General features: G+C 53.1%; 10 protein-coding genes. 3 read left to right on the top strand and 7 right to left on the bottom strand.

Annotated elements, in window-relative coordinates:
* Positions 1–222 precede the first annotated feature (222 nt).
* The 5 genes from paaK to paaF all read right to left on the bottom strand — a co-directional run bounded on the left by paaK (position 223) and on the right by paaF (position 5,977).
* Entirely contained in the window at positions 223–1,527 is a 1,305-nt protein-coding gene (gene paaK / locus FHP88_RS16915) for a phenylacetate--CoA ligase PaaK (protein ID WP_144360286.1), read from the bottom strand.
* Positions 1,528–1,616: 89 nt separating this feature from the next.
* The gene (pcaF, locus tag FHP88_RS16910) at positions 1,617–2,822 is read right to left on the bottom strand and encodes a 3-oxoadipyl-CoA thiolase (RefSeq protein WP_144360285.1); all 1,206 of its coding nucleotides are present in this window, start codon (positions 2,820–2,822) and stop codon (positions 1,617–1,619) included.
* Positions 2,823–2,871: 49 nt separating this feature from the next.
* Complete coding sequence (gene paaH, locus FHP88_RS16905) at positions 2,872–4,389, bottom strand: 3-hydroxyacyl-CoA dehydrogenase PaaH (protein WP_144360284.1); 1,518 nt, start codon at positions 4,387–4,389, stop codon at positions 2,872–2,874.
* Positions 4,390–4,395: 6 nt separating this feature from the next.
* Positions 4,396–5,187, bottom strand: coding sequence for a 2-(1,2-epoxy-1,2-dihydrophenyl)acetyl-CoA isomerase PaaG (gene paaG / locus FHP88_RS16900; RefSeq protein WP_144360283.1), 792 nt, complete (start codon positions 5,185–5,187; stop codon positions 4,396–4,398).
* 10 nt (positions 5,188–5,197) lie between these two features.
* Positions 5,198–5,977, bottom strand: coding sequence for a 2,3-dehydroadipyl-CoA hydratase PaaF (paaF, locus tag FHP88_RS16895; RefSeq protein WP_144360282.1), 780 nt, complete (start codon positions 5,975–5,977; stop codon positions 5,198–5,200).
* A 350-nt stretch (positions 5,978–6,327) separates the two neighbouring features.
* Between paaF and paaZ the strand changes: the two genes are divergently transcribed.
* The 3 genes from paaZ to FHP88_RS16880 all read left to right on the top strand — a co-directional run bounded on the left by paaZ (position 6,328) and on the right by FHP88_RS16880 (position 10,645).
* Positions 6,328–8,349 carry a phenylacetic acid degradation bifunctional protein PaaZ gene (gene paaZ, locus FHP88_RS16890; RefSeq protein ID WP_144360281.1) on the top strand — a complete coding sequence of 674 codons (2,022 nt, stop codon included), beginning with the start codon at positions 6,328–6,330 and terminating at the stop codon, positions 8,347–8,349.
* Positions 8,350–8,521: 172 nt separating this feature from the next.
* Positions 8,522–9,547 (top strand): hypothetical protein, encoded by a 1,026-nt coding sequence (locus FHP88_RS16885; RefSeq protein ID WP_144360280.1) that lies wholly within the window; start codon positions 8,522–8,524, stop codon positions 9,545–9,547.
* Between the two features lie 57 nt (positions 9,548–9,604).
* Positions 9,605–10,645, top strand: coding sequence for a 2Fe-2S iron-sulfur cluster-binding protein (locus FHP88_RS16880; RefSeq protein WP_144360279.1), 1,041 nt, complete (start codon positions 9,605–9,607; stop codon positions 10,643–10,645).
* A gap of 166 nt (positions 10,646–10,811) precedes the next feature.
* Here FHP88_RS16880 and FHP88_RS16875 read toward each other — a convergent pair whose 3' ends face one another.
* Both FHP88_RS16875 and FHP88_RS19235 read right to left on the bottom strand, forming a co-directional pair.
* Positions 10,812–11,756 (bottom strand): PaaX family transcriptional regulator C-terminal domain-containing protein, encoded by a 945-nt coding sequence (locus FHP88_RS16875; RefSeq protein ID WP_144360278.1) that lies wholly within the window; start codon positions 11,754–11,756, stop codon positions 10,812–10,814.
* 108 nt (positions 11,757–11,864) lie between these two features.
* On the bottom strand, positions 11,865–12,170 hold a 306-nt coding region (locus FHP88_RS19235; RefSeq protein WP_335341595.1), incomplete at its 5' end, for a hypothetical protein.

Raw genomic sequence — 12,170 nt, 5'->3', positions numbered from 1 at the left:
TCCGGATCACCCAGGAACGAGGCACCTCCGGTCACCGCCAGGAAGGTACCGACCTTGATCGTCTCCGCCGATACCGCTTGGCCTGCGCCTAATGCCAGGACTCCGCTGATCGCCAGGGCCGATGCTGCTTTTTTTAGTTTCATTATTACGCTCTCCTCAATTTCACTGTTTACAGTGTGACTAGGTTGCAGATACATGGCCTGCAACGGTTATAAAACGTATTTAACTTTTGGGTCTTTTATCAATTACGCGTTGCGCCTTTCCTTGCGAGCGATCAACCTGCCCAGGCTTGCAAAGCATTACCTGAGTACTGATGCCTACATAGGATTTGATTTTATGCCAGAGGGTGTTGGCGAGTGCTTCCTGCTGGTTGCTGTCCAGACCTATATGCTCTTTCTGCTCAACAAAAACCTTCAATTTGTCGAGGTGACCCTCCCGGTATAGCTCCAGCTGATAATGTGGCGATAGCTGGGGCATGGTCAGGATGATCTCTTCAATCTGGGTAGGGAAAACATTAACGCCACGGATGATCATCATGTCATCGGAACGTCCGGTAATCTTGTCCATGCGACGCATGGTGCGGACTGATCCAGGCAACAGACGGGTGAGATCGCGGGTCCGATAACGGATCATTGGTAAGGCTTCTTTCGTCAGTGACGTGAAGACCAGTTCGCCTGGCTCTCCGTCGGCAACTACCTCGCCCGTTACCGGGTCGATGATCTCGGGATAGAACAGATCTTCCCAGATGGTGAGTCCGTCTTTGGATTCGATACACTCTTGAGCTACACCAGGGCCGATCACTTCCGACAGACCATAGATATCTACGGCATCGATACCCACGCGTTCTTCCATCTCTAGGCGCATGGCATTAGTCCAGGGTTCGGCGCCGAAGATACCGATTTCCAGTGAACTCTTCTTTGGATTAAGCCCCTGGCGCTCCATCTCATCAATGATGTTAAGGAAGTAGGAGGGTGTCACCATGATGATGCGGGGTTCAAAGTCGGCAATCAGCTGGACCTGTTTTTCGGTTTGGCCACCCGACATAGGGATGACCGTACAGCCGAGGCGTTCCGCGCCGTAATGCGCACCCAAGCCCCCGGTGAACAGGCCATAACCATAGGAGATGTGGCAGGTATCGCCGGGTCGGCCACCACCGGCTCGGATAGAGCGGGCTACCGCATTGGCCCAAGTGTCGATATCGTTTTGGGTGTAACCGACTACAGTGGCTTTCCCCGTGGTACCGCTGGAGGCGTGCACCCGAACCACTTGCTGCTTGGGTACAGCGAACATTTTGAACGGATAGTTGTCGCGTAAGTCTTGCTTGTTGGTGAAGGGGAACTTACCCAGATCGGCCAGGCTTTTTAGATCATCTGGATGGACGCCTGCCTCATCAAACCTTGCCCTATAGAAAGGAGAGTTGTTGTAAGCATGATTGAGCGACCACTGCATGCGTTCCAACTGCAAAGTACGCAACTCATCAATGCTGGCTTTTTCTATGGGGTCTAATTCGGCCCGTGGGTGGCTCATCTATCCTGCTCCTCTCTCTTCTTTCACTGGTTTGTCATGGGGCGTTGTGATTATTTTATTTTGCCCAGTCAGGTTGTTTGATGTTCGATTTATACCCGTTCGATGATCATGGCGATGCCCTGGCCAACGCCGATACACATGGTACAGAGGGCAAAACGTCCCCCGGTTTGATGTAGCTGGTACATGGCTGTAGTGACCAGGCGTGCGCCACTCATGCCTAAAGGATGACCGAGTGCGATGGCCCCTCCGTTTGGATTGACATGCGCGGCATCGTCGGCCAGTCCCAGGTCACGCATCACTGCCAGACCCTGAGCGGCAAACGCTTCATTGAGCTCGATGACATCCATCTGCTCAAGGGTTAGGTCGGTCATCTTGAGTAGTTTGCGGGTCGCAGGTGCTGGGCCAAAACCCATAATGCGTGGTTCAACACCAACGGCTGTGGCAGCAATTACGCGTGCCTTGGGTGTCAGGCCGTAGCGTTTGCCGGCCTCTTGTGACCCGAGTAATAGGGCACAAGCCCCGTCATTAACGCCAGAGGCATTGCCTGCAGTAACAGAGCCGCCGTCTCTGAATGGGGCAGCAAGACTGGCCAGTTTTTCCAGCTTGGTATCGGGGCGGGGATGTTCATCCGCAGAAATAATCAAATCTTCCCCTTTGCGTTGAGGAATGGTGACGGATACGATTTCCTGCGCCAGTCGGCCATTGGCTTGAGCAACGCCCGTTCGCTGTTGACTGCGCACAGCAAAGGCATCTTGATCTTCACGGGAGATGTTGAACTGCTCGGCAACGTTCTCTGCCGTTTCCGGCATCGAGTCGATACCGTACTGCTGCTTCATCAGCTTGTTAACAAAGCGCCAGCCGATTGTAGTGTCATGGATCTCGGCTCTGCGTGAAAACGCGCTGTCGGCCTTTGGCATCACAAAAGGTGCACGGGACATGGACTCCACGCCCCCGGCAATCATGAAATTTGCTTCGCCTGTTTTAATCGCACGGGCCGCCATGCTGATGGCATCCATCCCTGAGCCGCAGAGTCGGTTTACCGTAGTACCGGGTACTTCTATCGGTAGTCCGGCCAATAACGCAGACATCCGCGCCACATTGCGGTTGTCTTCACCGGCTTGGTTGGCGCAGCCGAAAATGACATCATCCACTTGCGACCAATCCATATCCGGATTGCGGGCCATGAGCGCCCGGAGTGGTATCGCACCGAGATCGTCTGCGCGTACACTCGATAGCGCTCCACCAAATCGGCCAATAGGGGTGCGTATGGCATCAAAAATATAGGCATCGTTCATTTTCATTGTCTCGTATGGATTCGCGTATTTGTTTACTGATGTCGCGTTATCAGGCGTAGAAACGGTTGCCGCCTTCGACCTTTCTTCTCAGTAGCTGGGATACTCTGTATCGGTCCAGGCCATAGGCCTGTAGCAGGTTTTCCAGGACCGTCAGAACATGGGGTAAGCCAATCTCATCAGCCCAGGCCAATGGGCCTTGCGGGTAGTTCACGCCACTGCGCATTGCGGTGTCGGCACCAGCTACATCACACACTTGTTGAAAAACGGTATCAGCCGCCTCGTTGGCAATCGTACAGACTGTACGCATGACCACCATGCCGGGAATGTCAGCAATGACAGTGACATTCTTGCCCAGTTTTTGGAATAACCCGGTGGCCAGTTTGATGGCTTCCTGTGACGCATTATCACCCGCAGCCAGGGCTATACGGGGTGTCTCAGCAAAGTCGAGTGCCAGATCAAACAGCACGGTGTTCGGCAGGTTGTCATCAGCGGCACGGCGGGTTGCACTGCGTCCATCGGTCAAAGCAATCCGGGTTTTTCCTGACTGGATCCAACCCTCACCCTGATTGCGGATTATTTTGATACCGGCCTGCTGCCATAAATCGATCAGCGGTTCTGCAATACCCAAGTCACCGGCTATCTCAATAGATTTGGGAGCATCTGCTGTGGGCGCGTTGACCATTGTTGCTTTGGCTGCGCCTTCTCGGTAATCGTAAAACCCCTGGCCACTTTTTCGGCCGTAGAGACCGCCATCCACGAGCTCTTTCTGAATCAGTGAAGGGAGGAAGCGTTGGTCATAGTAAAAGCCTGCGTAAACAGTACTGGTCACCGCGTAGTTCACATCGTGGCCAATCAGATCCATCAACTCGAATGGGCCCATGCGGAAGCCTCCGGCTTCGCGAATAATGCCATCGAGGGTGGTGACGTCAGCAGCCCCTTCTTCAAGTAGACGCATACCTTCCGCGTAGAAGGGTCGGGCTACGCGATTGACAATAAATCCGGGTGTTGATTTGGCGAAGACGGGATGCTTTCCCCAGTTGGTGGCTGTATCAAAGATGGTTTCTGCAACACGTCGGTGGGTAGTAACCCCAGAAACCACTTCCACCAGTTTCATTACGGGTGCGGGATTAAAAAAGTGCATGCCGACCAAATTTCCGGGCCGTGCCAAGTTGGCGGCAATGGCGGTCACCGAGAGAGACGAGGTATTGGTTGCGAGAATTGTCTGTTCACCGCAAATGGACTCGAGCTGGGCAAACAGGTTTTGTTTAACTTCCAGATCTTCGAGGATCGCCTCTATCACCAGGCTGGCTTCGGTTAACTCTTCCAGTTTTGTGGCGGGGGTAATATGAGCGAGCAGTGCGGTTCGCTCGTTCTCCGTCATCTTGCCTCGACTGACCTGCTTCTTCAGGCCGTTATCGACCTGGGCAATGCCATGCTCAATTGCTTCCGGATTGAGGTCGAAAAGCAGGGTCGGATGCCCGGCTGCGGCTGCAATCTGGGCAATGCCTGCGCCCATGGTGCCGGCGCCAATGACAGCGATGGTCTGGTGTGTGCTCAAGGCCGTCATGGGTCGTTACTCCCCTTTGAATTCCGGTTTGCGTTTGCCAACGAAGGCGTTGACGCCCTCGCGGTAATCGTGGCTGCAGCCGGCGATGTATTGCAGGTCGCATTCCAGATCGAGTTGTTGATCCAGACTGTTACCGCCTGCTGCATTGATGGCCCGTTTGGTGAGTGCCAAGCCTTTAGTCGGCTGGGTTGCCAGATGGGCGGCGAGGCTGTTGGCCTCATCCAGCAGCTTTTCATCATCCACCGCCTGCCAGATCAACCCCCATTGTTCGGCCTGTTCCGCCGAGAGTTTGCCACTGAGCATGGCCATGCCCATGGCGCGTGCACGGCCTGCCAATCGAGGCAGGGTCCAGGTGCCACCAGAATCAGGTATCAAGCCGATCTTGGAAAAACCCTGGATAAAATTGGCTGAGCGTGCAGCCAAGACGATGTCGCAGGCCAATGCGATATTGGCTCCGGCCCCCGCCGCCACGCCATTGACGGCACAGATCACCGGCTTGTCCAGGGTCATGAGTGCACGTACCAGCGGGTTATAGTTCTGCTTGATCGATTGACTCAGGTCCGGCATCGCCTCACCGGGCGCCACTGCACGGTCATTCAGATCCTGTCCGGCACAAAAACCACGACCAGCACCGGTGAGTAGCAGGCAGCGAATGGTAGCGTCCTGTTTTACTTGTTTCAGTGCCTGACGGATTTCGCTGTGCATCTCTGATGTAAAGCTATTCAGGCTGTCAGGTCGGTTTAAGGTCAATGTGGCGATGCCACTCTCTACCTGGAATAGGATATTGTTGTAGCTCATGATGTTCTCTTTATAGACCTTTGAATTGTGGGGGGCGTTTTTCCATGAAGGCCTGGATGCCCTCCTGACGATCTTCAGTAGCAGCGAGAAAAAGAAACGCCTTACGCTCCAGTTCTAGTCCTTGGCTGAGTGGTGTTTCATAGGCGGCAAGGATCGCCTCTTTCGCCACACGTACGGCGATCGGCGATTTACTGGCAATGGTTTTGGCGAGTGTCGTGGCTCTTTTGAGGGTGAGTTCTGGTTGGGTGACTTCGGCGACCAACCCTGCGTATAGGGCCTCTCTCGCCTTGATGAACTCTCCGCTCAGGATCAGTTTCATGGCCAGGGCCTTGCCCACTGAGCGGATCAGTCGTTGGGTGCCGCCAGCTCCGGGAATAATGCCCAGGTTGATTTCGGGCTGTCCAAACTGGGCATCCTCACTGGCAATAATGATGTCGGCGCTCATTGCCAGTTCCATACCACCACCCAGGCAGTAGCCGTTAACGGCGGCTATCACAGGCTTTGAGAATGCCTTGATACTGTTCCAATGCTGTGGGCGTTTATCTTTCCAGATCCCAACAGGATTCAGATCAGCCATCTCTTTAATATCAGCGCCCGCAGCGAAGACTTTTTCTGATCCTGTTATTACCACTACACGGACCTGGTCATCTTGCTCGGCTACGGACAGCGCATTGGCCAGCTCACCGAGTAATGCAGTGCGCAGTGCATTGTGTGCCTCCGGGCGATTCAGTCTGATGTGCTGAACGCCGCTTTTTGGGGAATCCACTACAATGTCTGAATAGCCTGTCATCTCTTCTCCTCACTGTCGTTTAAGACGGCAAACAGCCTGATTATTTTTAAGGTATTAGGTTGCTAATTAAGGCCGCGTCAATTTGCAGGGTGTGCCTCTCCAATCTTGAGATATGTTGTATCACAGGTTGATCATAAAATGCTACAGAAAAAAAATTAAAACACAAAAAATTGTATCGTATTAGATTACGGGCTACTATCCGGCACAGGAGTTTGTGCTTGGATTAAACCGTTCCTTGATCATAGCGCCTTTATCCATAGAGGGTGGTGGCAACAGCGGTTTAATTCGTGGCGAGTTAAAAACATCAATAGATCGAATGCGGACCCCTGGTGGGTTTGAGGAGTTTGAAGATGCGTTTAAAGAGTTATGCCTGCGGTGCCTGGATAGAGGGTGAAGGTAAAGGGGTTGTGCTGAAAAGTGCGATTACCGGAGAGCCGGTCGCTGAGATCAGCAGTAAGGGAATCGATTATGCCGCCATGTTGAAATATGGCCGTGAAGTCGGTGGTCCCGCCTTGCGGGCGCTGAGTTTTCATCAGCGTGCGATCAAGCTGAAGGAGCTTGGGCTCTATCTGCAGGAACGCAAGGAGGAGTTCTATGAACTCTCCAAGGCAACAGGTGCGACCCGTTCAGACTCATGGATTGATATAGAGGGTGGTACTGGAACCCTGTTTGCCTACTCCAGCAAAGGACGTCGTGAATTGCCCAACGGACAGATCTATATTGATGGGAATCCCGAGATCCTGTCACGCAAGGGAACCTTTGTCGGTCAGCATGTCTATTTGCCCTTGGAAGGTGTGGCGATCCATATCAATGCCTTTAACTTCCCTTGTTGGGGGATGTTGGAGAAGTTGGCGCCCACCTTTATTGCTGGTGTTCCCTCTATTATCAAGCCCGCCAGCCAGACGGCCTATCTGACTGAATTGATGGTGCAGCGGATCATCGAGTCGGGGATTCTGCCTGAAGGTTCTCTGCAGCTGATCAGTGGCAGTGTGGGTGATCTGCTGGATCATGTGACCTGTCAGGATGCCGTAACCTTTACCGGCTCTGCCTCGACCGGCCTGATGTTGCGCCAGCACCCGGCGATTATCAATAATTCCGTTCGCTTTACCATGGAGGCCGATTCACTCAACTCCTCTATCCTTGGGCTTGATGCAGAACCCGGAACTGAAGAGTTTGATCTCTATATAAAAGAGGTTGTAAGAGAGATGACAGTGAAGTGCGGGCAGAAATGTACCGCCATTCGCCGTGCCATCGTGCCGCGTCATCTGGCACATGCGGTGATTGATGCACTGAAGGTCAGACTCGACAGGGTCATCGTCGGTAATCCCGATGATGAAGGGGTCACCATGGGTGCCCTTGCCAGCAGTGATCAATGTGCCGAGGTACGTGATCGGGTGGGCGAGCTCACCAACTCCTGTGACATCGTCTATGGTGATCCCGCTTCGTCTGCCTCAGATGGCGGTGCCTTTTTGAAACCAATCCTGCTCTATTGTGACCAGCCCCTGACCAGTCCGGAAGTACACAAAATCGAGGCCTTTGGCCCTGTCAGTACGGTAGTGCCCTATGGTGATGTTGCTGAGGCCGTGCAGATCAGTCGAATGGGGCAGGGCAGCCTGGTCAGCTCAATCTTTACCTATGATGACGAATTCGCCAAGGCGATGGTGATGGGACTGGGTGCCTGGCACGGTCGACTACTGATTGCCAACCGGGATTGTGCAAAAGAGTCTACCGGGCATGGCTCGCCCCTGCCTTACCTGATTCATGGCGGACCAGGGCGTGCCGGTGGTGGTCAGGAGATGGGTGGTATCCGCGGTGTACTACACTATATGCAGTGTGTTGCGCTTCAGGGTTCGCCTTCCACGCTCTCTGCTGTGACGGATAAATGGATTCCCGGTGCGCGCCGAATTGAAGATACGGTCCACCCCTTCCGTAAAACTATTGAAGAGCTGCGGATTGGTGAGGGCATTATCTCTGATACCAGGGTTATCACCCTTGACGATATCGAGCATTTTGCCGAGTTCAGTGGGGATAAGTTCTATGCTCACATGGATGAAGAGGCGGCTAAGGCTAACCCCTTCTTTGAAGGGCGGGTAGCGCATGGTTATTTCATTGTCTCTGCCGCTGCGGGTCTGTTCGTGGATCCGGCACCCGGGCCTGTTCTGGCTAATTATGGCCTTGAGAATTTGCGCTTCCTCACACCACTTAATCCTGGAGATTCGATTCAGGTGACCTTTACCTGTAAGCAGAAAGTTCCCCGGGTGAATGAGGAGTACGGTGAAGTGCGCTGGGACTGCCAAGTGAAGAACCAGCATGGTGATCTGGTGGCAACCTATGATGTGTTGACCCTGGTAGCCAAGAAATCAGCCGTTTGAGCTATATGCTGAGCAATCTAAAGCGATACAAAATAAATTAATTTCAAAAATATATTGTATCATAATGAAGAGATTGGTATGGTCTACTCATGCGCACGATGTCGCATCGAGATTGTCTACCCAGATAGGGTTTTACTGTGTGGCTACAGAATAGAGTTGAGGAGCGAGAACGATGAGTGAGAGAGAATGGTTTGCAGGCAAGATGGAGTTTCCACCCGAGACGCCACAGCCCAATATCTATCCCCTGAGCTGGGTGCGCAAAACCACCAAGATGCAAGAGGTGTGGGAAGCGGCGCAACGCGAGACCTGGGATCCGGAAAAACTTTCGTGGGACACCTTCGATCCTGACCAGTACAGCTGGGAAGAGCGTGAGTCAATCGCTTACTGGTGGACCCTGCTGTCAGTTTTTGATGCCTCTGCTCCCCCGGTGTTTGCGGAAGCGTTGATCAAAACCTATGAAGATCATGAAGAGGACCCCGTTCGTCGCTGTTTCTTCTCTGTCGTTCGAGATGAGCAGAACCACGAGCAGATGTGTGGTCTCGCAATCACTAAACTGCTGGATCATCCCGATGCACTGACCTATACCCCCAAAACGGAGCTGGGTAAAAAGCTGCAACGTAATGCCAAGTGGCTCTATTTTAACGGTGGTCGTTACTGGAATGGCTACAAAAAGGCCGTGCCCAAGTACAGTCTGGCTGTTCTGTTCAGCTCCTTCCTGATGGGTGAAATTGCGGCTGCAACCATTTTCCACCAGATGGCGAAGGGCTGTGAAGAAGAGGTATTCCAGGAGGCATTTAAAAATATCGGTCGTGATGAAGGGCGTCACATGGCGATCTGCATGGCGTTGATGGAGCGTGATTACCCGGGCCTGCAAGATGAAAACAAGTCTGTTATCACCAAGCAGATTCGAGCGGGCTACCTGTTTCTCTCAGCGGTTCTGTATGAGCCTCCTATGGAGTTCTGGGATTTGCCCGATGACTTCATTGCCACACAACGTGAAGCGGAGGAGATCGCCCGCAATGCCGGGTTCGGTATTCCAACAGCAGAGGCAAAATTGGAGAACTGGCGTAATGCCATGTTGAACCTGAAAGGTGTGCTGGATCGCTACGACATTCCTTTCCCCGCTATCCCTGAAGTGGGTATTACCGGGCAAGAGGTTCTGGACGTTGATCTGGAAGAGATCATTCCGATATTCTAAGCCTTTCCTTATTACCGGGAGGATTAAACCTCCCGGTTTTTATTAGATGGTCCGCTTATGAAGAAAATCCGTTTATACCCCTCTGGCCATGAAGTTGACTGCGAGCAGGGACAGACCGTTCTTTCCGCGTTGGAGAAGGCGGGTTATGCTCTGCCGAATAATTGCCGTGCTGGCGCTTGCGGTGAATGCAAGATCAAGGTCAGGGAGGGCGAGTTTGACCAAGGCATGGTATTGGATATGGCGCTGGCCCAGGAAGAACGGGAGCAGGGTTTTGGTCTGATGTGCATGGCCAAGCCATTGTCGGATTTGCTGGAGATAGAGTGGGGAACCGAGGATGCTCAGCCCAAGCTGTTCCCGCCTCGGGAAAATGTCTCCTTTGTAGTGATCGAGCGTATTGAGCGCACCCATAGAATTGTTGAGTTGAGACTGCGTCCGGTCGGTAAACCGCTACGCTACTGGCCGGGTCAGTATGTGCAGCTTAATCACCCCGAAGGCAAGATGCCGGCGCGTGCCTACTCAATTGCAAATGCCTCTCGGCCAGATGGTGAGATCACCTTGCAGATTGCGCGTGTAGAGAATGGCGGGATCAGTTGCTGGGTACATGATCATCTGAAGGTGGGCGATCGCATCAAACTGTCCGGGCCTTACGGGACCTTTATCGGCGACCCTGCGGCTGCAACTCCCGTGCTCTGTCTTGCGGCAGGGACTGGATTGGCACCCATTATGGCGCTCGCAGAGGCGGCGTTGAGCAGGGGTTATCGTCAACCGGTAACCGTCATTTTCTCGGCGCCGACCCATGCTGATCTGTATGATTCAGGTCGGCTTGCCTTGTGGCAGGCCAAGCACAGAAATTTCAAGTTTGTCCGCACGCTGACCCAGGAAGAGGGCGAAGGTTTAACCGGCCGGATACCCGCAGTCCTTCCAGAGATGTTCCCTGATCTCTCCCAACACAGTATCTATGCAGCAGGCAGTCCGGAGTTTGTCGATGCCTGTATAGCAGCAGTTAAACAGCTCGGAGCCAAGGAATCCTTGATTCATACAGAGGGCTTTTTTGAACAGCAGTTGCCGGAAACACCGGCAGCGAATCGACTGATGTAATTGCCTGGCGGCTGCTTGTTTCAGAGGGTTGCCATTTCACTGCGCATATCACAGGGGTCAGAGTCAGGCCGTCTACTTATCTAGTGACATTTTTTGACTCGCTCACATGGCCTGACTCTGACCCCTTCTTTTGCGCCAACTCTTGCCGTTTCAGGCTGAGGTTTCTTTACCAAGCCGTAAAGCGTTCTCTGAAACGGGGAGATGTCTGCCTGAATGGGCCAGCCTGGTTTTCACACAAGGCCAGGATGTGCTTTTCGGAGATCGCCTCCAGAGGCCGATAGATTGCAGCACAGAGATCCTGCGCCTGCTGACCCAACCAGTTGTCAGGCAGCAACTCAGCGGGTAATTTTGGATCGAGCAGGAGGATACGTCGATAGTGGTGAATCAGCATGATTCGCAGCATGAAACAGTGTTCTGGATCTTCATTTTCGACCTGTTTGGTGTTCTGCAGCGCCTTTGCCAGCGATCGATAATGCTTGATAAATGCGGCGTACTTTTTTTCCAGATCACTCAGCTTGAAACACTGACGCACCATACCCTTTGTCCCTAGTCCGTACATCGGATCATAATTATGGGCACGCAGGACCACGACCTGGTTGGTTACACCAACACGATCGAGAATTGCCTGGGTTGGGCTGATCGGTGCGGTGGGGTGACCATAGGCATTGGGTGCGATGATGCCATACCCCAGCCAGGTGAGCTCTTTTCTTAGCTTGGCCCGCTGCTTGGCGTTGATCCCTTGGGTGCCTGTAAATACCAGTGTCCAGTCACCATCCCAATGCTTGTTTGATGGGTAGTAGATCAGTTGATCATATTGACCGACATTGCGGCGTGCTTTTTCGGTGAGCCGGTAGTAACTCTTGCGCCCAATCTTGGTGCTTTCAACAAAGTTATCCTTCGCCAACCGGTAAACTGCTGTCCGCACTAATCTTTCATTGACTCCAAGTGGTTCGAGCAGGGCGGTAATACTGCCAAGCCAGATCTCCCGGTCATGGGATTCCACCACATCACCAAACAGGGTGGCGACCAGCGAAGGGGTTCGACTGGGTGGTTCCTTGCGGAAACCGTCCAGGATGGATTTGAGTTGTCTTTGAAAAGGGTTGTTGGCCACTGTTTCTCTGTTATCAGCTGATTTGGAATCGGGTGATTCTATCAGCCTGTTAACACGGAGTCACAGTGGATGACATAGCCTCTGTAGAGGCTATGTCAGGTTGTACGCTCAGGGTTTTGCTAAAACCTCAGTGATCAGTTCATAACCGATCTCTTGAAGATGCTCATCCAGTGCCTTTGGTTCATCCGCAATATAGCGCACGATCGCAACGCGTTGTGGGCTATCCATATGGGAGACGGGAGAGACGACGGTGGCGATATAGCCGCCGGCATCGTTGATCTTGTGCAGGAGTCCTGCGAGGGCGCGGGCCTTGTTGGGCAGGCTGACCGCGATGCGGGTGGTCTTCTCCAACCCACAGCCCATGATATCGAGGAAGAAGTCGAGGATGTCGGTCTCACTGACCACGCCGACCAG

Origin of the sequence: Sedimenticola selenatireducens (genome assembly GCF_007625115.1) — a bacterium.
Taxonomy (GTDB): domain Bacteria; phylum Pseudomonadota; class Gammaproteobacteria; order Chromatiales; family Chromatiaceae; genus Sedimenticola; species Sedimenticola selenatireducens_A.
This window is presented reverse-complemented; position numbering and strand designations above follow the sequence as displayed.

Excerpts from the sequence above, each read along its gene's own strand:
- paaF (WP_144360282.1), bottom strand. The coding sequence starts at position 5,977 with ATGACAGGCTATTCAGACATTGTAGTGGATTCCCCAAAAAGCGGCGTT.
- paaZ (WP_144360281.1), top strand. The coding sequence starts at position 6,328 with ATGCGTTTAAAGAGTTATGCCTGCGGTGCCTGGATAGAGGGTGAAGGT.
- paaG (WP_144360283.1), bottom strand. The coding sequence starts at position 5,187 with ATGAGCTACAACAATATCCTATTCCAGGTAGAGAGTGGCATCGCCACA.
- FHP88_RS16880 (WP_144360279.1), top strand. The coding sequence starts at position 9,605 with ATGAAGAAAATCCGTTTATACCCCTCTGGCCATGAAGTTGACTGCGAG.
- paaH (WP_144360284.1), bottom strand. The coding sequence starts at position 4,389 with ATGACGGCCTTGAGCACACACCAGACCATCGCTGTCATTGGCGCCGGC.
- pcaF (WP_144360285.1), bottom strand. The coding sequence starts at position 2,822 with ATGAACGATGCCTATATTTTTGATGCCATACGCACCCCTATTGGCCGA.
- FHP88_RS16885 (WP_144360280.1), top strand. The coding sequence starts at position 8,522 with ATGAGTGAGAGAGAATGGTTTGCAGGCAAGATGGAGTTTCCACCCGAG.
- paaK (WP_144360286.1), bottom strand. The coding sequence starts at position 1,527 with ATGAGCCACCCACGGGCCGAATTAGACCCCATAGAAAAAGCCAGCATT.